The sequence below is a fragment of the Nocardia heshunensis genome, assembly GCF_054782115.1.
In genome coordinates this window covers 131,710-151,258 of the sequence record NZ_BAAGTC010000020.1, presented here as the reverse complement: position 1 = coordinate 151,258, position 19,549 = coordinate 131,710, and the positions used below count along the sequence as shown (strand labels likewise).

General features: G+C 68.6%; 20 protein-coding genes. 13 read left to right on the top strand and 7 right to left on the bottom strand.

All coding sequences use genetic code 11. The features are described 5' to 3' along the window. Positions 1-32: 32 nt before the first annotated feature. The 4 genes from bioB (at position 33) to ACYVN4_RS36915 (ending at position 2,376) form a co-directional block, all read left to right on the top strand. On the top strand, positions 33-1,070 hold the full coding sequence (bioB, locus tag ACYVN4_RS36930) for a biotin synthase BioB (RefSeq protein WP_460727441.1): 1,038 nt from the start codon (positions 33-35) through the stop codon (positions 1,068-1,070). Between the two features lie 116 nt (positions 1,071-1,186). Further along, positions 1,187-1,402, top strand: coding sequence for a biotin synthase auxiliary protein BsaP (gene bsaP, locus ACYVN4_RS36925; protein WP_379366010.1), 216 nt, complete (start codon positions 1,187-1,189; stop codon positions 1,400-1,402). Continuing rightward, positions 1,402-2,103, top strand: coding sequence for a DUF2567 domain-containing protein (locus ACYVN4_RS36920; protein ID WP_460727439.1), 702 nt, complete (start codon positions 1,402-1,404; stop codon positions 2,101-2,103). Before bsaP ends, ACYVN4_RS36920 begins: the two co-directional genes overlap by 1 nt. 102 nt (positions 2,104-2,205) lie before the next feature. Next, on the top strand, positions 2,206-2,376 hold the full coding sequence (locus ACYVN4_RS36915; RefSeq protein ID WP_460727437.1) for a hypothetical protein: 171 nt from the start codon (positions 2,206-2,208) through the stop codon (positions 2,374-2,376). A gap of 4 nt (positions 2,377-2,380) precedes the next feature. Here ACYVN4_RS36915 and ACYVN4_RS36910 read toward each other — a convergent pair whose 3' ends face one another. Continuing rightward, complete coding sequence (locus ACYVN4_RS36910; RefSeq protein ID WP_460727435.1) at positions 2,381-2,869, bottom strand: nucleotidyltransferase domain-containing protein; 489 nt, start codon at positions 2,867-2,869, stop codon at positions 2,381-2,383. Between the two features lie 68 nt (positions 2,870-2,937). Here ACYVN4_RS36910 and ACYVN4_RS36905 point away from each other — a divergent pair, with 68 nt between their 5' ends. Continuing rightward, positions 2,938-3,318, top strand: a complete 381-nt coding sequence (locus tag ACYVN4_RS36905) for a VOC family protein (protein ID WP_460727433.1) — start codon at positions 2,938-2,940, stop codon at positions 3,316-3,318. 76 nt (positions 3,319-3,394) lie between these two features. After that, on the top strand, positions 3,395-3,916 hold the full coding sequence (locus ACYVN4_RS36900; protein ID WP_460727431.1) for a hypothetical protein: 522 nt from the start codon (positions 3,395-3,397) through the stop codon (positions 3,914-3,916). A gap of 21 nt (positions 3,917-3,937) precedes the next feature. Here ACYVN4_RS36900 and ACYVN4_RS36895 read toward each other — a convergent pair whose 3' ends face one another. Both ACYVN4_RS36895 and ACYVN4_RS36890 read right to left on the bottom strand, forming a co-directional pair. After that, entirely contained in the window at positions 3,938-6,010 is a 2,073-nt protein-coding gene (locus tag ACYVN4_RS36895) for a WD40 repeat domain-containing serine/threonine protein kinase (protein ID WP_460727429.1), read from the bottom strand. A gap of 134 nt (positions 6,011-6,144) precedes the next feature. After that, a complete protein-coding gene (locus ACYVN4_RS36890) occupies positions 6,145-6,903 on the bottom strand; it encodes an NUDIX hydrolase (RefSeq protein WP_460727427.1) in 759 nt (252 codons plus the stop codon). Positions 6,904-6,981: 78 nt separating this feature from the next. Between ACYVN4_RS36890 and nadA the strand changes: the two genes are divergently transcribed. From nadA to nadC, 3 genes are read left to right on the top strand one after another with little or no spacing between them, the layout of a single operon-like run. Further along, positions 6,982-8,022 (top strand): quinolinate synthase NadA, encoded by a 1,041-nt coding sequence (gene nadA, locus ACYVN4_RS36885; RefSeq protein ID WP_460727425.1) that lies wholly within the window; start codon positions 6,982-6,984, stop codon positions 8,020-8,022. Positions 8,023-8,056: 34 nt separating this feature from the next. Continuing rightward, on the top strand, positions 8,057-9,763 hold the full coding sequence (locus ACYVN4_RS36880) for an L-aspartate oxidase (protein WP_460727423.1): 1,707 nt from the start codon (positions 8,057-8,059) through the stop codon (positions 9,761-9,763). After that, positions 9,760-10,620, top strand: coding sequence for a carboxylating nicotinate-nucleotide diphosphorylase (nadC, locus tag ACYVN4_RS36875; RefSeq protein ID WP_460727421.1), 861 nt, complete (start codon positions 9,760-9,762; stop codon positions 10,618-10,620). Before ACYVN4_RS36880 ends, nadC begins: the two co-directional genes overlap by 4 nt. Positions 10,621-10,693: 73 nt before the next feature. Here nadC and ACYVN4_RS36870 read toward each other — a convergent pair whose 3' ends face one another. From ACYVN4_RS36870 to ACYVN4_RS36860, 3 genes are all read right to left on the bottom strand, one after another. Next, positions 10,694-10,876, bottom strand: coding sequence for a hypothetical protein (locus ACYVN4_RS36870; protein ID WP_452399593.1), 183 nt, complete (start codon positions 10,874-10,876; stop codon positions 10,694-10,696). Between the two features lie 84 nt (positions 10,877-10,960). Continuing rightward, the gene (locus ACYVN4_RS36865) at positions 10,961-11,452 is read right to left on the bottom strand and encodes a tellurite resistance TerB family protein (RefSeq protein WP_460727419.1); all 492 of its coding nucleotides are present in this window, start codon (positions 11,450-11,452) and stop codon (positions 10,961-10,963) included. 187 nt (positions 11,453-11,639) lie between these two features. Continuing rightward, entirely contained in the window at positions 11,640-12,818 is a 1,179-nt protein-coding gene (locus ACYVN4_RS36860; RefSeq protein ID WP_460727417.1) for a winged helix DNA-binding domain-containing protein, read from the bottom strand. 219 nt (positions 12,819-13,037) lie between these two features. Between ACYVN4_RS36860 and ACYVN4_RS36855 the strand changes: the two genes are divergently transcribed. Together ACYVN4_RS36855 and ACYVN4_RS36850 are read left to right on the top strand one after the other, a co-directional pair. Then, the gene (locus ACYVN4_RS36855) at positions 13,038-13,922 is read left to right on the top strand and encodes an alpha/beta hydrolase family protein (RefSeq protein WP_460727415.1); all 885 of its coding nucleotides are present in this window, start codon (positions 13,038-13,040) and stop codon (positions 13,920-13,922) included. Between the two features lie 122 nt (positions 13,923-14,044). Next, positions 14,045-14,329, top strand: coding sequence for a hypothetical protein (locus ACYVN4_RS36850; RefSeq protein ID WP_460727413.1), 285 nt, complete (start codon positions 14,045-14,047; stop codon positions 14,327-14,329). A gap of 457 nt (positions 14,330-14,786) precedes the next feature. Here the strand turns inward: ACYVN4_RS36850 and ACYVN4_RS36845 are convergent, their stop codons facing one another. Then, positions 14,787-17,276 (bottom strand): ABC transporter permease, encoded by a 2,490-nt coding sequence (locus tag ACYVN4_RS36845; RefSeq protein WP_460727411.1) that lies wholly within the window; start codon positions 17,274-17,276, stop codon positions 14,787-14,789. Positions 17,277-17,380: 104 nt separating this feature from the next. Between ACYVN4_RS36845 and ACYVN4_RS36840 the strand changes: the two genes are divergently transcribed. Together ACYVN4_RS36840 and ACYVN4_RS36835 are read left to right on the top strand one after the other, a co-directional pair. Continuing rightward, positions 17,381-18,325, top strand: a complete 945-nt coding sequence (locus ACYVN4_RS36840) for an NAD-dependent epimerase/dehydratase family protein (protein WP_460727409.1) — start codon at positions 17,381-17,383, stop codon at positions 18,323-18,325. A gap of 94 nt (positions 18,326-18,419) precedes the next feature. Beyond that, positions 18,420-19,307 (top strand): arylamine N-acetyltransferase family protein, encoded by an 888-nt coding sequence (locus ACYVN4_RS36835; protein ID WP_460727407.1) that lies wholly within the window; start codon positions 18,420-18,422, stop codon positions 19,305-19,307. The last annotated feature ends 242 nt before the right edge of the window (positions 19,308-19,549 follow it).

The window sequence follows — 19,549 nt, the reverse complement described above, 5'->3', positions numbered from 1 at the left end:
ACACGCGGCCGGACGAAGGGAAGCGCGCGGACATGACCCAGGCAGCCGTCACCACCGAAGCTGTTACCACAGCAGGCGATGACATTCTCGCCATCGCCCGCGAGCAGGTGCTCGAGCGCGGAATCGGCCTCACCCAGGACCAGACCCTCGAGGTGCTGCAGCTCGGCGACGACCGGCTCGAGGAGCTGCTCGGTCTCGCGCACGACGTCCGCATGAAGTGGTGCGGTCCCGAGGTCGAGGTCGAGGGCATCATCTCGCTCAAGACCGGCGGCTGCCCCGAGGACTGCCACTTCTGTTCGCAGTCCGGCCTTTTCCAGTCCCCGGTGCGCGCCGCGTGGCTCGACATCCCCTCGCTCGTCGAGGCCGCCAAGCAGACCGCCAAGACCGGCGCGACCGAATTCTGCATCGTGGCCGCCGTGCGCGGACCCGACGAGCGCCTGATGGCGCAGGTCGCCGCGGGCGTGGAGGCCATCCGCAACGAGGTCGACATCCAGGTCGCCTGCTCGCTGGGCATGCTCAACCAGGAGCAGGTCGATCAGCTCGCCGCCATGGGCGTGCACCGCTACAACCACAACCTCGAGACCGCGCGCTCGCACTTCCCGAACGTGGTCACCACCCACTCCTACGACGAGCGCTGGGACACCCTGCGCATGGTCCGCGAGGCTGGCATGGAGGTGTGCTCCGGCGGCATCCTCGGCATGGGCGAATCCCTGGAGCAGCGCGCCGAATTCGCCGCGCAGCTGGCCGAGCTGGAGCCCGACGAGGTGCCGCTGAACTTCCTCAACCCGCGCCCGGGCACCCCCTTCGGTGACCTCGAGGTGCTCCCGGCCGCCGACGCCCTGCGCGCCGTCGCCGCCTTCCGGCTCGCGCTGCCGCGCACCATCCTGCGTTTCGCGGGCGGCCGTGAGATCACCCTCGGTGATCTGGGTGCCAAGCAGGGCATTCTGGGCGGCATCAATGCCGTCATCGTCGGCAACTACCTGACCACCCTGGGTCGCCCCGCCGAGTCGGACATCGATCTGCTCAGCGAGCTCAAGATGCCGATCAAGGCGCTCAACGAATCCTTCTGAGCCAGCCGCGAAACCCTCTGATACGGGCGGGCCTTGGAAAACCGGTACCGTAGCGGTACGGTCTCCGAGGCCATTGCCGTCGTCTCCCTAGACACGAAGGATCCATCGAGGTGATCGTGGACATCGAGGAGCGCTACAACCCATTCACGGGTAAGCGGATCGTTCCGGGGCTGGAGGATTCCGTCCCGACCGCAGCGGCCCTGGGCCTGGAACCCCCGCGCTTCTGCGAACAGTGCGGACGCCGCATGATCGTGCAGGTCAGTCCCGACGGCTGGTGGGCCAAGTGCTCGCGCCACGGGGTGCTCGACTCCACGAGCCTGGAACACCGCTAGTGGCAACCACACTCACCGCCGAGCCGGGCGGGCTACGCGTCGACATCGTGCGACGGGAAGTACGCGCGGCGGCGGTGGTGTTGGTCGCCCTCGCCGCGGTCGGCGCGGTCGCCGGGGTGGTGTGGGCGTACCTGGCGCCCGCCGAACAGCTGCTGGTGGTCGAACCCGACCGCGGCACCGCCCTGACCGGCGAGAGCATGCACCGCTTCGATGCCTTGGCCATCTTCGTGCTGATCGGCATCGTGGTCGGTGTCCTCGGCACGGCCGCCGTGTGGCGCTGGCGTAAGGTCCGCGGCCCGATTCTGGTGTGCGGCATCCTTTTCGGCTCCCTGCTGGGGGCTTTCCTGACGAAAGTCGTTGGCGAGGCGCTGGCCGAGCAACTGCACACCCGGCCCAAGCATCCCGCCGTGCACACCATCGTGGAGTTCGCGCCCTCGGTGGAGGGGTGGGCCGCGCTGGTCGCGCAGCCTCTTGCCGCCGCGGTCGTGGTGCTGCTGCTCACCGCGCTGAGCACCTCCGACGATCTCGGCACCGGCGAATACCTGCCCTTCGGCGGCCGCCGCCCCGAACCCGACATCGTCGCGCCGCCGCAATACGGTTCCGAGATCAGCTTCGGCCCGTATCCCGGCTCGAACGCCGGCACCCAGTTCACGCCGCGAGATCCCGTGGTGCCCTTCGAAGATCCCGACTCTGCCCGCTGAGATCTCGACACCGCCCGCTGACGGTCGGCAATATTCACTGGAACTCGGTGGTTATACCCCCTAGCGTGTTCGCGTCACGAACACTTCACCCGGGGGGACCCCATGAAGACCACACCCGCCGACCGCGGCGTGCCCGCACCGGCGGAACGCCCGGATCTCGCCGCCTGGCGGCAACGCCACGAGCTCCGCAGATCCAATGCCGCCCAGCCGATTCCGAACGGTCGCCGCTACAACCGCACCACCAAGCACCGCAATCGCGACGCCGACCGCTGAGAGCTCAGTGGTGGGTGTCGGGCACCTGGAAACCGAAACGCTCGGCCAGAGCGTGCACATCGGCCAGGTCCTTCGGGGCGGGTGGGTAGGCCGTCTTGAACGTGAACATCCATTGCGCGGCAATGCAGTTCACCTTCTCCCCGGCAATAGTTCCGGTGCCGGTCAGCGACTGCGCCGGATACGCGATGCCGTAGATGACGGTGCCCTCCGCGTCGTGGTCGAACACATGGACGTCGACCGCCGCATCATCGCCCCGCCGCACCACATAGTTCCACTCCGTTTCCTCCGGCCGCGGGTCCGCGAGATAGCCCATCGCCGTGAGGATTTCACGCAGCCGCGCCGCGTCCCCGCGCCGCACGGCCACATCCAGATCCCCGTGTTCGCGCGTCTGCTCGCCCAGTAGCGCGTCGACACACCAGCCGCCGTCGATCCAGATCGTGACACCGTCGCGCTCGCAGGCCCGGTGCAGATCCAGCACATCGCTCGCCTCCATCCGACCACTTCACCAGACCCGCGCCGCCTCGGCGATGAATTCGGGCGCGCGGCATCGTCCTATCGGATATGACCAAGCCGATGTGTAGTGCCCTGCTCACCGTCGCCGTGCCCGTGACCGACCAGGACCGGGCCAAGGACCTGTTCGAATCGCTCGGATTGAAGACGCGCCTCGACGCCGAGCTGCAACCGGGATTCCGCTGGCTGGAGCTGGAATTCCCGGACGGCGCGGCCTCCCTGTCCCTGGTGCAGGCGGGCCCGCAGCTGCCGTCGGGCATCGACACCGGCATCCGCCTGGCCACCCCGGATGCCCGTGCCGCCCACGCCTCCCTCACCGCCCGCGGCCTCCCGGTCGGCGATCTCCTCGACTGGAAGACCGCCCCCTTGATGTTCAGCTTCCGCGACGAGGACGGAAACCGCTTCTACGTCACCCAGATCGACCCCGCCTAGCCGGTCTGCCCCGGCGTAGGTCATGCCCGCTCGGGATAGGGTGGCCACACCCGGCGGCGACACTCGAGGGGGAGACATGCAGGTTCGGACTTCACATCCGATCGTGGACGCCGTGTTGGAACGGCATCGCGGTGAGATCGGGGATGCGATGCCGGTGTACCGCAATCATGTGTTGCGGGCGTTGAACTATCAGCAGTTGCTATTGGGTGAGCCCGTACCGGATGTCGCCGCGTTGGCGTGGGCCCTCCATGACATCGGGGTCTGGACGGCGGGGACCTGGGATTATCTGGAACCCTCAGCGGAGCTGGTCGCGGTGCACGCGGGGGAGTTCGGGATCGAAGACGTCGAGGCCGCGCGGCGGATGGTGCTGGACCATCATCGGCTGCGGGGTGTCGGCGACCGGCTGGTCGAAACTTTCCGGATCGCCGACCGTATCGATGCCAGCAGGGGGTTGCTGCGCGCGACGGTGACCCGGGACGAGGTGAAAGCGGTTGTCGCGCAACTGCCTTACCTGGGATTTCATGCGTTCCTCGCTCGCACAGGCACGGCCTGGGCGCTCAGACACCCGACCAACCCGCTGCCCATGATGCGCTGGTAGCCGGTCGGCGCTGGTGGCAGGTCAGCTCCGCGCGACCCGCCACAGGCGGATGGTGCCGTCGTGACTGCCGCTGGCGATCAGTGTGCCGTCGGGGCTGAAGCGGACCGATGACACTCGATCGGTGTGGCCGGTCAGCGGTTGCCCGATTCGGCTGCGGGACTTCACATCCCACAGGCGGACGGTGTTGTCCACGCCGCCCGAGACGATCTGCTTGCCGTCCGGGCTGAAGGCGACCGCGGACACCGCGCCGACGTGTCCGGTCAGCGGTCCTAGGGGCTGGCGGCTGCGCACATCCCACAGTCGCGCGGTGGTGTCCAGGCTGCTGGTCGCCAGCAGCGTCCCGTCGGGACTGAAGGCGATCGACACCACCTCGCCGAGATGCCCGGCGAAATCGGCCGGAATCCATTGGCGGGTCACGGTATTCCACAGCCGCACCCGGCTGTCGATGCTCGCGCCCTGACTGGCGGCCAGCAGCATGCCGTCCGGGCTGAAGGCCAAGGCGGCGGTCGCGAGGCCGCTGTCGAGCTGCTGCCCGTCGAGTTGCCGGGTCCGCACGTTCCACAGCTGGGCCGCCGGGCTGCTGGTCACGCGCCGGCCGACGGCCAGCAGTGCCCCGTCGGGGCTGAAGGCGGCGGCTTCGATTCCTGTGCAGGCGCCCGGGTTCAGTGGCGGCCCGTCCGGTTGGCGTGCGTTGACGTCCCACAACTGGGTCGTCCAATCCCCTTTGCCGCCACCCGCGGTCGCGAGCAGGGTGCCGTCGGGGCTGAAGGCGAGGGCATGCACGGCGTGCCCGGTGGCGAGGGCCTCACCGGCGGGCTTGCGGGTGCCCACATCCCAGAGCCGCACCGACTGGTCGAAACTGCCCGAGGCCAGTTGCGTCCCGTCGGGGCTGAAGGCCACGGCCTGGACCACATCGCCGTGACCGGCGAGCACGGTGTCCAGGGTCGCGGACGTGGACGGTGCGGGGCCGTCGGACGAGCCGCCGCCGGAGTCGAGTTGGGCTACGGCCGTGGCGACTACGGCCGCGGTGACGGGGACGGTGATCACACCGCCGATCAGCAATGAGCGGCGGCTGATCCGCCGGTTACCCGCCGCCGCAACCGGGGAGTCCGTCGTGTCGCTCTTAGGCTTGGTGTCGGTGGCGTTCTTCGGCGCGGACCCGGTAGTGCGTTTCGGCTTGGTCCCGTTGGTGGATGCCGGTGCGGGCGACGGGTTTTCGGGCGGGGGAGTGGGACGCCGCAGCGTGCCGGTCGTGCCGCGCATGCCGAGCGCGCGCTGCGCGGCCTCGGCGAGATCCGTGCAGGTCGGATAGCGGTCGCCCGGATCCTTGGCCAGCGAGGTGACGATCACCGTGTCCAGACCCCGCGGCAGATCCGGTCGCCGGGTCGTCGTCAGCGGGGCCGGTTGCCCCAGGTGCGCGGCGATGACGGCGGCCTGGCTGCTGCGCGGGAACGGCGGTGAGCCGGTGAGCAATTGATAGAAGGTGCAGCCCAGCGAGTAGATGTCGGCGCGATGGTCGGTGGGCCGCTGATCGGTGAAACGTTCCGGGGCCGTGTACGCCAGCGACGCGACCACACCCGAATGCGTGGTGGTGTCGTCGAGGGTGCGGGCGATCCCGAAATCGGTGAGCAGCGCGCGTTCTCCGACCCGCGGATCGTGCTCGATCAACAGATTCGCCGGTTTCACGTCCCGGTGCAGCACGCCCTTGCTGTGCGCGTAATCCAGCGCGTGGGCGGCATCGGTGATCAGCCGGATCGCCTGCTGCACCGGCAATCCGTCGGGCCACGGCGTCAGCAGCGAGGTCGCGTCACCACCGTCGATGTGCCGCATGGCCAGCCACAACGCCGGATCCTGCGGGCTGCTGCGATCGTAGATGGGAATGATATTGGGGTGATCGAGCTCGACGGCCAGGATCGATTCGCGCTCGAACGCCATCCGCGCCTTGGGATCCGCAGCCAGGTCGTCATTGAGCACCTTCAGCGCCACTCGGCGGTTCATGCGCGGATGCCGCGCCAGATACACCGCCCCCATGCCGCCGATGCCGAGCATTCGCTCGACGGTGTACCCGGCAAATATCTCCCCCGCCCGCAACACCGGAACTTCGAACCTTCCCTAGCCTCGTCCGGCACTTCAGGATCCAGTGCGGCACAACGGGAAATGTAACCCAGCATTCATGACCGCGCGACCCGATCCCGGCATAACGGTCATGGTGACGATGGCGACACCGCTCAGCTGGGCGGACGCAACGCGGCGAATTCGTCGGTGACCCGGATTTCGGAGTCGGTGAAGCGGTAGACGGCGGCGGGGCGCCCGCCCGCGCGGCCGGGGGAGGCGGTCGCCCCGGTGGGGGTGATCACCTTGCGGCGGGACAGGACTCGTTGCAGGTTGGTGGTGTCGACGTCGTATCCCAGGGCGGCGCAGTAGATTTCACGCAGCGTGGACATGGTGAAGGTGGCGGGGGCCAGGCCGAAGGCGATATTGGTGTAGGACAGCTTGGCGGCCAGGCGGTTTCGGGCGTGGCGCACGACGGTGCCGTGGTCGAAGGACATGCTGGGCAGGTCCGAGACGGGATGCCAGCGGGTGTCGTGCGGGACGACCGGTTCGGCGGTCATCGGGACCAGGCCCAGATAGGCCGAGGCGATGCGGCGGTCGCCGGGCACCCGGTCGGGATCGCTGAAGACCCACACCTGTTCGAGGTGGGTGAGTTCGCGAACATCGACCTTCTCGGCGAGCTGCCGGGCCGCCGAGGTGTCGAGGTCCTCGTTCTCGCGCAACCGGCCGCCGGGCAGCGACCAGGTACCGATCGCGGGTTCCAGGGCGCGTTCCCACAGCAGTACCGCGAGTTCGGTGCGATGACCGGGCGGGCAGCGGTCGGAAACGGCAATCCCACCCACGCTAGTGCTCTCACCTGCACGTTTGGTGTCGGGGAAGCGACGAACCTGGAACACGGCGGTGAGCGTTTCGTGGATGGTGCTACGATGGGCCACGTTTTCGATCCTAAGTCGAAAACCGGTTGGATGCGAATCGGCGAGGTGGCCGGTCGCAGGAGATGAAGGAGCCATCCCATGGCTGCAGCAACGGGCGCGACACTGACGCTGACCGAACGCATCGCGGACGGTCCGTCGGGATTCACCGGCGTGGACGCCTCCCCCGAATGGGCTGCCGAGATCAAGCGGCTGGCGCGCGAGCGCAATGCCACGATCCTGGCGCACAACTATCAGCTGCCCGAGATCCAGGACATCGCGGATCACGTGGGCGACTCCCTGGCCCTGTCCCGCATCGCCGCGGAAGCCCCCGAGGACACCATCGTGTTCTGCGGCGTGCACTTCATGGCCGAGACCGCGAAGATCCTCAGCCCCGAGAAGACCGTGCTCATCCCGGACCAGCGCGCGGGCTGTTCGCTGGCCGACTCCATCACCGCCGAGGATCTGCGCGCCTGGAAGGCCGAGTACCCGGACGCCGTGGTGGTCTCCTACGTGAACACCACCGCCGCGGTGAAGGCGCTGACCGACATCTGCTGCACCTCCTCCAACGCGGTCGACGTGGTTGCCTCGATCGATCCGGACCGGGAGGTGCTGTTCCTGCCGGACCAGTTCCTGGGCGCGCACGTCAAGCGCATCACCGGCCGCGAGAACATGCACATCTGGATGGGCGAGTGCCACGTGCACGCGGGCATCAACGGTGACGAGCTCAACGAGCAGGCCCGTACCCACCCGGACGCGGAGCTGTTCGTGCACCCCGAATGTGGTTGCGCCACTTCGGCTCTCTACCTGGCGGGCGCGGGCGAGTTCCCGGCCGACCGGGTGCACATCCTCTCCACCGGCGGCATGATCGACGCCGCGAAGGCTGCCAAGTCGAACCAGGTTCTGGTCGCCACCGAGGTCGGCATGCTGCACCAGCTGCGGAAGGCCGCCCCCGGCATCGACTTCCAGGCCGTCAACGACCGCGCCTCCTGCCAGTACATGAAGATGATCACCCCCGCCGCCCTGCTCCGCTGCCTGGTGGAGAACCGCGACGAGGTCCACGTCGATCTCGAAACCGCTGCCCTGGCTCGCAATTCGGTGCAGCGCATGATCGAGATCGGCAACCCCGGCGGCGGCGAATAGCTCCCGCCTTCCCCCGTCAGGGGAGGGATGAACAATGGTGAATACATCGATTTCCATCACCTGGGAAGCCGAAGCCGACCTCGTGGTCGTGGGTGGTGGAGTGGCGGGATTGACCGCCGCCCGCACCGCCTCGCTGCGCGGTCTGCGGGTGCTGACCCTCAGCAAGGGCGGACCCACCGACACCTCGACCCAGTACGCGCAGGGCGGCATCGCCGTCGTTGCGCCGCACGGGGATTCGGTGGAATCGCACGTCCAGGACACGGTGATCGCCGGGGCCGGACTGTGTGACGCCGACGCGGTGCGCTCCATCGTCGAGGGCGGGCAGCACGCGGTCGCGGCCTTGACCGACCTGGGCGCGGTCTTCGACCACGGTCGCGACGGCGAGGTTTCGCGCACCCGCGAGGGCGGGCACAGCACGCGGCGCATCATCCACGCGGGCGGCGACGCCACCGGCGCGGAGGTGCAGCGCGCACTCAACGCCGCCGGGCTCCCGGTGCTCTTCGGGGCGGCCGTCCTCGACATCGTGACCGGACCCGAGGGTGTGCGCGGCGTGATCGCGGTGTCGGACCAGGGTTTCGGCATCGTGCACGCGCCCGCCGTGCTGCTGGCCACGGGCGGTCTCGGCCAGCTCTACGCGTGCAGCACCAACCCCGCCGGGGCCACCGCCGACGGCATCGCGCTCGCCCTGCGGGCCGGGGCGCTGGTGTCGGATCTCGAATTCCTGCAGTTCCACCCGACCGTGCTGTTCACGCCCGGCGGCCTCGGCCGGCGCCCGCTGATCAGCGAGGCCGTGCGCGGCGAGGGTGCGATTCTGGTGGATTCCGAAGGCAATTCGGTAACCGCGGGCGTGCACCCGCGGGGCGATCTGGCCCCGCGCGATGTGGTCTCCCGGGCCATCGCGGCGCGCATGAGCGAACTCGGCACCGACCACGTGTACCTCGACGGTCGCGCGATCGACGGTTTCGCGCAACGCTTCCCGACCATCACCGCCTCCTGCCTGGCCGCCGGGATCGACCCCACCGTCGACCTGATCCCGGTCGCGCCCGCCGCCCACTACCAGTGCGGCGGCATCCGCACCGATCCGTCGGGCCGAACCACCGTCCCCGGGCTTTATGCCGCGGGCGAAGTGGCGCGGACCGGTTTGCACGGTGCGAACCGCCTCGCCTCCAACAGCCTGCTCGAGGGCCTGGTGGTCGGCGAACGCGTCGGCGTGGCGGCGGCCGAACGCCAGGGCATGTCGGCTCCGATCACCGAGGTCGGCCCGCTGCGATTCCCCCGCGCGGACCGAAAGCTGTTGCAGGAACTGATGACCGAACACGCCGCGGTGGTCCGCGACGGGGACGGCCTCCGGGCCGCCATCCTCCGCATGGTCGGCCTCATTGCCGACAATGCTGCCCCGGACATCACCGTCGAATGGGCGGTGAACTGCCCGGCCAGCGACGGCGGTACCGGTGCGTGGTCGGATTCGGCGGCGGCGATCGTTCGCGAGTTGGAGGATTCGGCGCTCACCCTCACCGCGCGGGCACTGCTCGTCGCGGCGGCGGCGCGGACCGAGACCCGCGGTTGCCACACCCGCTCGGATTGCCCTGAGCCACAGGAGGAGTTGCGGCGCAGCACCGCGGTCCGGCTCGGCTCCGACGGGCGGCCGAAGCTGGTGGCCGAGGGCATCGAGTTGGGACAACCGTGGGGGCAGGTCGCCGCGGGCACAAGACAAGTCATCGAAGAAGGAGTGCTGTCATGACCCTCGATGCTGGACTCGATCGCGACGAGGTGATCGCGCTCATCCGTAAGGCCCTCGAGGAGGATCTGCGGTACGGGCCCGATATCACCACCATGGCCACGGTGCCCGCGGACGCTGTTGCCAAGGCGGACATGGCTTCTCGGCAGCCGGGGACGGTGGCCGGGCTCGACGTCGGGCTGCTGGTGCTCGACGAGGTGATCGGGGCGGGGAATTACGAGGTCACCGCTCGGGTCGCCGATGGGACCCGGGTGCAGCCGGGGGACAAGGTGCTGAGCCTGGTCGCGCCGACGCGCGGACTGCTCACCGCCGAGCGGACCATGCTGAACCTGGTGTGCCACCTGTCCGGAATCGCCACGGCGACCGCGCAGTGGGCCGACGCGGTGGCGGGCACGAACTGCCGGATTCGCGACAGCCGCAAGACACTTCCGGGGCTGCGGGCACTGCAGAAGTACGCGGTGCGAGTCGGTGGCGGCGTGAATCACCGCATGGGCCTCGGGGATGCCGCATTGATCAAGGACAACCACGTGGTGGCCGCGGGCTCGGTGGTAGCCGCGCTGCGGGCCGTGCGGGAACTGAATCCCGACATCGAGTGCGAGGTCGAAGTGGACAGCCTCGAACAGCTCGACGCCGTGCTCGGCGAAGACGTCGAACTCGTTCTGCTGGACAACTTCCCGCTGTGGGCCACGCAGGCGGCCGTGCAGCGCCGCAATACTCGGTCGCCGCGCACCAAACTCGAGTCCTCGGGCGGACTTTCGCTCGATATGGCGGCCGACTATGCGGGCACCGGCGTGGATTATTTCGCCGTCGGCGCGCTCACACATTCGGTCCGGGTGCTGGATCTCGGACTCGATATGTGAGTGGTGTAATTCGTCCCCGGCGTGCCACTCGGCCGGGGACGAATCGCCTGCTCAGTGCCGGTAAATCGGCTGCTCAGCGCCGATACACCGGCGGGTCGACCAGCCAGCCGACGCCACCGCATCCCGTGCACAGAATCGCCGACCCGTTCGGGGTGTAGCCCGCGGAACCGGTGCCTTCGCACCAGGCGCAGTAACGCCAGCCCCGATTCGGGTGGACGGTGTCGAGCAGAATATTGAGGAACCCTTGAATCGCCATGCAGAGTGAATCTCCTCGCTAGGCATCAAACGTCCCAAGAATGCGGCACGCGGCCAGTCACTGTCCAGCAAAAGCCAGAGGGCTTTACACACCGAATTCGTGTGGGTCCAAGTGCAATACCTGACAAGCCTCGCGAATCACCGTCATCGCGTGTGCGTCGAGTTCGCCGTCGATTCGCCCGACCAGCAGACCGATCGACACCACTGCGCTCGCCTGCTCGGGATATTCGGTGGCCTTGGCGATCTGCGCCATCGCATACGCGTGCCCGAACGCCGGATCCATGATCAGCCGGGCGCAATTGTCCTCGAACAGATTTCGCAACGCGTCGGTGGACAAACGCCGCAGTACGTCGTGCGCACCGGCCATCTGCGCGACCCGCATGCGCGCCGCCGGATCGATGCGGCCGTCGATCGCAGAGAGCACCGCGCACATGCCCATCGCGGCATCGCGGAACGCCTCGCCCCACGGCTCGCTGCCGGGCGCGGGCGGCAGACCCGTCGAATCGGGGTGCGGGGACTCGGGATCGGTGACGGTGGGGGTGGATGCCGGGGAGACCAGCCGATTCGAGAACGCCATGACACACTCCGAAAACTCGCCGAACCCGTGGACCTCCCCAAGTCCGAGTCCGGATCGTGCGAACAACAATTCCGACAGTAACACCCCTACCGCCCGGCAGGGCCGCAGAAATTCTCCGAATACTCGTGCACAGCAACCACACAGAGTGCCCGCAGTCGGATGATGACCGACCGCGGAGCGCCGCGGATCAGGCGGTGAGCTCACGTTCCAACGGTGTGCGGAAGCGGGGAATGGCGCGCACGTCGCCGTAGAAGGCGTGCATCCGCTCGGCTTCGACATCGATGGCTTGTTCGGCCTCGGAGCCGACATCCTCGAGCAGCCGGGTGACGATCTCCCCGTCCGATCGCTGCGCCCAACCGCCGACAATGCGGCCCTCCCACCAGATGGTCGGGCCGATATTGCCATTGCGGTCGAACAGGGCGGGCTGATGCGGGCCCAGATACCACTCGCGCGACTGCCAGCCCATCGGCGTGGGGTCGAGCGCGGGCAGCAGGGCCGCCCACGGTGCGGGTGCGGGCGTGGGTTCCAGATCGTCGGCCAGGACCAGGCCGGTCGCACCGCCGAGATCCACCTCCGCGGTATCGACCAGCGCGAGGGTCTTGCGGACCTCGCCCAGCGTCCAACCGGTCCACCATTTGAGGTCCGACAGCGGTGCGGGGCCGAAGGCGCGCAACCACTTCCGGACCAGCTCGGCGCGGGCCTCCTCGATCGGCGGGGCCGAAATCCCTTCCGGCAGCCAGGATTCGATGGGAGCCCAGGTGTATTGGCTACTGGCCCAACTGCCATTGGGGCGGCCGCGCACGATCCTGCCCTCGCAGCCCAGCGCCACCAGGATCCAGGTGGTGATGTTGGTCGGCTTGGAGTACGGCTTGCCGGGAGCGGTGTCGACCTGGGTGCGCAGCCGCGGTACGTCCTTGCTCAATTGCGCTCCCGTCGCGGAGCCGCGCGCGAGCAGGGCCGCGTGCGTCTCCCGCTCGACGTCGTTCCACCAGGCGTGCAGGTTGCCGTCCACCACGTTCTGCTGCTCGAGGTAGCGGCCGTAGTTCTTGCGCTGCTTGTGTGCCAGCCCGTCCGCGATGGCGGACTGCAGCACCGGCAGCAGTTCCAGCGGGGCGACGAACATGGTGCGGCGCATGGCCAGCAGCCGCAGCAGCGTCCGATCGTCGTAGAGCGCCTTCTCCAGATGCCCGGGCTCGATGCCGATGCCGCGCGCCGCGACCGACAGGTACACGGTGGCCGGATCGGTGGCGTGCAGCACGACCATCGACCGCACGATCGGCTCGACCTCCCCGGTGCGCGCCTCGACGGCCAGCCGGTGCCGCACTCCGAGTCGAGCCCGCCGCTCCGCGGTATCCATCGAACGCATGGGCGAATCCTAGCCTCCGGCACACGAATCCACACGACTCCCGGTGTGTGCGTCCCGGTGCGGCGTGGGTACCCGGTCGGGCCGCGCCCACGTGCAACGATGCGAATCGTGGGTGGTCGCAGACGAAGAGCACGGGTGATCGGTACGGTCGCGGGCCTGCTCGCGGCGACGATGATTGCGGCACCGGCTGTTTCGAGCGCCGCACCGGAGGGGGCGTCGATGCCTTCGAACGGGGTGTCGATGCGCCCGGTGACTTTGACCGTGGACGGGGAGGCCGCTACCGGCCGCGTCTACGAACCCGACGGCGGCGCACGCGCGCTCATCGTTGCGGTGCACGGGCATGACGGCAGTGCGAGCGACTTCCCCGATTACATGGCCTCGATCGTGCGCGCCACGGGTGCGGCACTGGTGACCATGGATCAGCGCTCCGATGCCAGCGTCTGGCGGACGGGGGAGTGGAACGTGTGGGCCGGGTGGCGCGACACCGTCGCCGCGACCCAGTGGTATCGCGGTGAACACCCCGGTATCGGTCCCACCGTCCTGTGGGGTTGGAGTCAGGGCGGCGTCACCAGCGGCCTCGCCGCCATTTATGCGCCGCCGGGCACCTACGACTACTGGGTGGACACCTTCGGTCACGCCGGTGACGTCACCGCCTGGATGGAAGCCGATCTCGCGGGCCGCACCATCCGCACCGAAATCGAACGCGACGCAGGCAACTGCACTCCCTTCACCTGCCCGCAGGCGTACATCGACCGATCTCCGGTTCTGCTCGCCAATCGCATCGGCGTCCGCCACACCATCCTGTTGCACGGCACCGCCGACCCGTTGGTCCCTTACACGTCGTCGCTGGAAATGCGGGCCGCCCTGACCCTCGCAGGCAAACCGACTTCCCTGTACACCGTCGTCACCGGCCGAGACCTGCAAGGCAACATCGTCCCCGGCGACCACGGCATCAACCCCGTCTTCTTCGAATCCGGCTGCGCGGTCCAACGCCTCCTCCTCGGCACCGAACCCCTCGCCGGCAACTCCGACTACTACATCGACATCGCCGCCGGCGTAGACACCGCCCCACCCGCCCCACCGAACGCCAAGTGCGCGGCCTAACTCCGCCGACCTGACGGCTCCCCTGTGATCCTGGTCATCAACCTCCTAACAGTTACTGCTCAGCAACCTATAGAAGTGGTGTTGCCAGAGCAGTTTCCAAGCCGTCTCCGCAGGAGGACCCCATGAAGCGTCGCGCAGCCCTACTGACCGCAGCGGTAACCACCGCCCTGGTAGCCCCCCTCCTCACCACGGCAACCGCCTCCGCCGACACCTGGCAGCCCTTCCCCGGCATCTCCATCCCCCTCCCCGACGGCCTCTTCCGAGGCCTCCCCGGCGTCATCCCCACCCCACCCCCCACCCCCGCCCACACCGAAGGTGCCCCCTGCGAAGGCGACGGCCACTGGGTCCACCTAGACGGCGGCAACGCCGCCCACTACGGCACCGACTGGCTCTGCGCCCACAACTGACCCCCGCCGAGGTCATGACGCTCCCCGGAAACCGGCCGCGCGCCTGAGCATCTGACTAGACGGATCCCGCCGCTGACACCTCAGTCGGTCGGGGGTATTGCCTCCTCGATTTCGGCGAGACCGACCAGTCGGGAGCCCTCCAGCATCGACAGTCGTAGGCCTGGCGTAATCGGCGGCCAAAGGTCGGGGACGAGGGGGTGGAGGCGGACCATCGCCTCCTCTCCTGGAGCAAGGGTCCTTCCCGTCTCGAGTGTCAGTGGAGCGTCGTGATGGTCCGGATGAAAATCCGGTGGAAACGCCCAATGTGCTCGATAGCCGGAACGGATCGGCGTGCGCCGACCCTCTTCCGAGATCGGGAGTAGCAATCGCGCGCGGATGTAGCCGCGTGCGGGCTCGGTTGCCGTCCAGCGATCGTGCTCGTGATCAGGATCCATGCAGTGATTGTCGGGGGTGTCCGTCAGTCGATGCTGATTGCGTCGACGATGTTGAGGTGGGCGGCTCGGAAGGCTGGGGGGATGGAGCCGAGGAGGCTTAAGGCCAGTGCGGCGAGGGTGAATACGAGGAGGATGGGGGTGGGGCGGAAGTGGACGTCTATGCCGAGGGTGTCGGTGGCCAGGAGGGAATAGAAGTATTGGTCGGTTAGGCCGAGGAGGACGCCTAGGGCGGCGCCGATGAGGCCGATGGCCGTGGCTTCGGCTAGGACCATGCGGAGGGCGAAGCGGCGGCTGGAGCCGACGGCTCGGAGGATGCCCAGTTCTCGGCGGCGTTCCAGGAGGGCGAGGGTGAGGGTGTTGAGGAGGGCCATGGCGGCGATGAAAGCCACGATTACCAGCATGACTCGGGAGAGGACCAGGCCCTCTTGCATGGCTCGGCTGATGCCGTCGAGGGCGGCGGGGCCGGAGTAGACGTGGATTTCGGGTGGGATGGCGGCTCGGAGGGCGGAGATCAGGTGGGTGCGATCGACTCCGGGGGCGGCATCGATTTGCAGGGTGGTGGAGCCGGGGCGGGCGAACCAGTCGCGCATGAGGGTGAGGCTGATGGCGGCGGTGCCGCCGAGGGCGGAGAAGTAGGACACGGTGGCCAGGACACGGGTGCGTTTCTCGCCTGCGGGGGTTTGCATGGCCAGTTCGTCGCCGCGCGAAACATGCAGGGAGCGAGCGAGATCCCGGGAGAGGACGATGCCCTCGCCTGCGGCTACGCGGCGCTGGGTGTCGGCGTCGAGCGCTCGGAACAGCGAGTAGTCGCTGCCTGGATCCACGCCGTAGACAACGGCTTTCGTGCCCGCCACGGTGGCGAAGGCCATCTGCCCCTGGACGATGCGCCCGATCCCGGGCACGGCTTCGACTCGGCGCACCACCTCATCGGGCAGCAGCGTGGTAGGCGTCATGTCCTCGGCGGACATGCTCACCCAGGCGTCGCAGTCGCCGAGAGAGGCGAAAGTGTCCCGGGCCGAACGGGTTGCGTCCGCGTTCGCGCCGGTGATGGTGATCGTCATCCCGACCGCGATGGTCACCGTCATGAGCGTCGCCCAGACCCGCCGCGGCGCGCGGTCGACGTTCACCCCGGCCAGCACCCCGGCCGGACCGAGCCGCCGCGCCACACCCGCCGCCGCCCGCACGATCGGCCCGGCGAGGGCGAAAGCCAGCAGAATCTCCGCGGCGAACGCGAAACCCAGTGCGGCCGCGGCGAACAGACCCAGATGCGCGCGCTGGATGACCACCGCCACCACGGCCAGCGCCAGGCCCGCCGCCGCACCCGCGAACCGCAGCCGCCGCGACACCACATCGGCGCGGGACACCCCGACCGGGGCCAGCGCCTCGACCGGTGACACCCGGTACACCTGCCGCGCCGCCACCGCCGAGGCAGCCACATTGGTCAGCGTCGCCGCCGCGACCGCCACCGGAATCGCATAGCCCGGCAGGATGTATTGCAGTCGCGCATCCATCATCTGGGTGAACGCGCCCGGCAGCAGCCCAATCGCGTACCGGCCGACGAAGACACCCAGCACCGCACCGAGCAGCCCACCGATCAACCCGAGCGTGACGGCTTCCGCAATCACATCTCGCACGATGGTCTGCCGCCGCGCACCGATGGCCCGCAGCATGGAGATCACCGGCCGCCGCCCTGCCAGCGCCATGCTCATGGTGTTGTAGATCAGGAACGCCGACACCACGAACGCCAGTCCCGCGCCCATGGACGCGATGAACCGCACCATGACCACGCCGTTATTGCTCTGCGCCGCCCGCGCGAGCGGGGTGTCGACCAGCGCCCGCCCGGCCACCACGGCCGTGACCGCCGACTTCAATTGCGCGATATCGGTATTCGGCTTGGCGACGATCAGCACCGAATCCAGTTGCCCCACCCGGTCGGTGAGCTGCTGCGCCACCGGCAGCGGCGCGACCAGATAATGCCCGCCGTTGATCCCGGACAACTGCTTACCCGAGAGCACGGCCGCGATCGTCACCTGATGCGGACCCAGCTGGACCCGCTGCCCCTTGGTGAATCCCGTTGCGGGCCCGGCCAGCACCCCGTTCGGCACGCCGAGCAGATCCGCCACCTCGTTGCCTTGCACCGCGCCTTTCAGATCGCTGCCCAGCGCCGCGCTCGACCCGTCCACGCCCAACACCAGCAACCGATCCGCATCCGGCCCGGCGCTGGCCCGCAGCATGGGCACGGCCGCCGTCACTCCCGGCACCGCCGCCACGTCGGCGCGCACCTGCTGCGGGAATCCGGCGTCGGTGACCCCCGAGATCTCCAGTGCCGCAGTGCCGGACAGCCCGGCCGCCAGCCGCGTCACCGACCCGGTCAACGAGCCCGAGATGCCGATGACAGCGACCAGGAAGGCCGAGCACACGGTGAGTACGACGATCGACGCTACGGTCCGCCCCCAGTGCGTGGTGAACTCGCGAATGGTGAACAGCCGCAGCCGGTCCAGCAGCGCGATCATGAATCAACGCTAGGTTCCGCGCCGACCGGTGTCCACCCCTGCCTGGTCCCGTCTCAGACATTAGGCTGCGGAGGAATCACGCGCGGTGAGACGAGGAGTGGCGCATGAAGGTCGTGGTGGCCGGGGCGACAGGGGCGATCGGACGACCGCTGGTCACCGCCCTGCGCAGGTCGGGACATCAGGTGTACGCGCTGACCCGCGGCGGACGCGGTGCGGAGATCGCCCGCTCGCTCGGCGCGACCCCGCTGGTGGCGAATGTCATGGACCGCTCGGACCTGATGCGCGCCACCGAACGCCTCACCGCCGACGCGGTGATCCACCAGCTCACCGCCTACCGGCATTCCCCGCCCACCCACTATCACGCGCCGGGCCTGTTGCGCACCAATGCGTTACGCGAGGTCGGCAGCAAACACCTGGTCGAGCTGGCCCAGCGGACCGGGGCGCGCCGGTATCTCACCCAGTCGCTGATTCTCGGCTACGGCCTCCGCGATCACGGCCCGAACCCGGTCACCGAGCAGGAACCGTTCGGCCGTATCCCCGGCGATGTCAACGACGCCGTCATCGCCGCGCTGCACGAGGCCGAGGCCAGCGCCTGGCGCGCACCCGGTATCGACGGAATCGCCTTGCGCTACGGCCTGTTCTACGGTCCGGGCGCATCGGACACCTTCGTCCGGGCGCTGCGCCATGGAGTACTGCCGCTGCCCAACACGGTGACCGGCCACATCGGTTTCGTCCACATCGAGGACGCCGCCGCCGCGACCGTCGCGGCGCTGGAACGCGGCGTGGCGGGACAGGCGTACAACATCGTCGACGACGAACCCGTCACCTGGGGCGCGATGTTCGACGCCATGGCGCAGACCATCGGCGCGCGCCCGCCGCGCCGACTCCCGGCGCGACTGGTGCGCATGGCCTCGCCGCTGGCCGCCGCCCAGATGCTGGATCTCTCCATCCGGGTCTCCAATGCCAAGGCCCGCGCCGAACTGGGCTGGCAGCCCACCTATCCCAGCTACCGCGAGGGACTGCCCACGCTGGTGAGCCCGGCCCGCTGAGCATGCCGTCCCGCTGCGCCGGTGTGCCCCGCCCGGAACACTTTCGCGCCCGCAGGAGTTGATCATCGCGACAAAGACCGACAGGAAGGCAGCGATGACGACACCGGCGGACCCCACCTACACCTGGCTGGGCGAGGAACTCGACCTCGACGCCTACCTGGCCCGGATCGGATTCACCGGTGCGCGCACCCCCACACTGGCCACCCTGCGCGAACTGGTCCGCGCCCACAACACGACGATCCCGTTCGAGAATCTGGAGGTGATTCTCGGCCGCGGCGTCCCCCTGGACCTGGAATCGCTGCAGGACAAGATGATCCGGCGGCGGCGCGGCGGCTACTGCTACGAGAACGTCGGCCTGTTCGCCGCGGTGCTGGAGCGCTTCGGTTTCGAGTTCACCGCCATGTCCGGCCGCGTCACCCGGGGCGCGACGAATCTGCGCCCGGCCACGCACGCACTGCTGCGGGTCCGCGCCGAGGATCGGATCTGGCTGTGCGACGTGGGTTTCGGGTGGGGACCGCTGGAACCGGTCGAGTTGGTCGCGGATCGCGGTGAATTCAATGTGGGCGCATGGCGTTTCAGATTGGAGCGGGTGCTCGACGCGGTCGGCGGTGAGCTGTGGACGCTGTACCAGTTCGGGGCAGACGGCTTCGTCGACCGCTACACCTTCGCCACCACGCCGCAGTACCGCATCGATCTCGCGGTCGGCAACCACTATGTCGCCACCTCGACCCGATCCCCGTTCACCATACGGCCGTTCGTGCAGCGCTTCCATACCGACGTGCATCACCAGCTGGACGGCACCACCTGGACCACCAGCTACCCGGATGGCGCGCAGGAGGTGCGTGAGTTGGAGGTGGCCGACCTACCGAAGGTGCTCGCCGAGGTTTTCGACGTCGATCTCGACGAAGCGGACGCCGCGCAACTACTCCGCGCCGAGTGGCCGTTGGCTCGAGCGGCGTCGGATTCCGTGAAAAGTAGCTGAACCTCGTCGGTGTGCGGGAGCAAACACACACCAAACCAATTGGTCTATGCCTCGTCATAGATGCACCCCGACCAGGGATTTCCGGTATCCGGTCACACAGCTGTTGCTCAGGTGCGGCGCAGATCTCACCGAGATCTCGCTCATATCTCACGCTGACGTCGGCGATCCGCCCATAGCCCGCTACACTCGTGCGGGGAAACGCGCGGGCAACCGCGCAGTCAAACAGTCGTCTCGGAGAACCA